The organism is Paraburkholderia sp. SIMBA_054, from assembly GCF_046534875.1.
GTDB classification, from domain to species: Bacteria; Pseudomonadota; Gammaproteobacteria; order Burkholderiales; family Burkholderiaceae; genus Paraburkholderia; species Paraburkholderia hospita.
In genome coordinates this window covers 1-261 of sequence record NZ_JAWRXV010001049.1, presented here as the reverse complement: position 1 = coordinate 261, position 261 = coordinate 1, and the positions used below count along the sequence as shown (strand labels likewise).

The window sequence follows — 261 nt, the reverse complement described above, 5'->3', positions numbered from 1 at the left end:
GGTGAGCAGGTCGACGATCTTGCCTTTGCCTTCATCGCCCCACTGGGCGCCGAGAACGACAACTGACTGACCCATGACGGGTAACTCCTTTGCTGGCGGCCATCGGGGCCGCTGACGGGTTGATCGTGGCGGGAGCCAGGTGCACCGCTTGGCAACGCCAATCGGGGCGATGCCGGCGCAGCCCGGCCCAGACACGGAAAAAGCCGACCAGGATCGCCCGGCCGGCTTTTGTGCATTATCCGGGTTTCCGGTGGCGGTCAC

Annotated in this window: 1 protein-coding gene; it reads right to left on the bottom strand. The window is 65.5% G+C overall.

The genetic code is table 11. The annotated features are described in order from the left end of the window. Nucleotides 1–75, bottom strand: a 75-nt coding sequence (locus SB822_RS58360; protein ID WP_410859278.1) for an adenylosuccinate synthetase, incomplete at its 3' end; no start/stop codon positions are given. Nucleotides 76–261 lie beyond the last annotated feature (186 nt).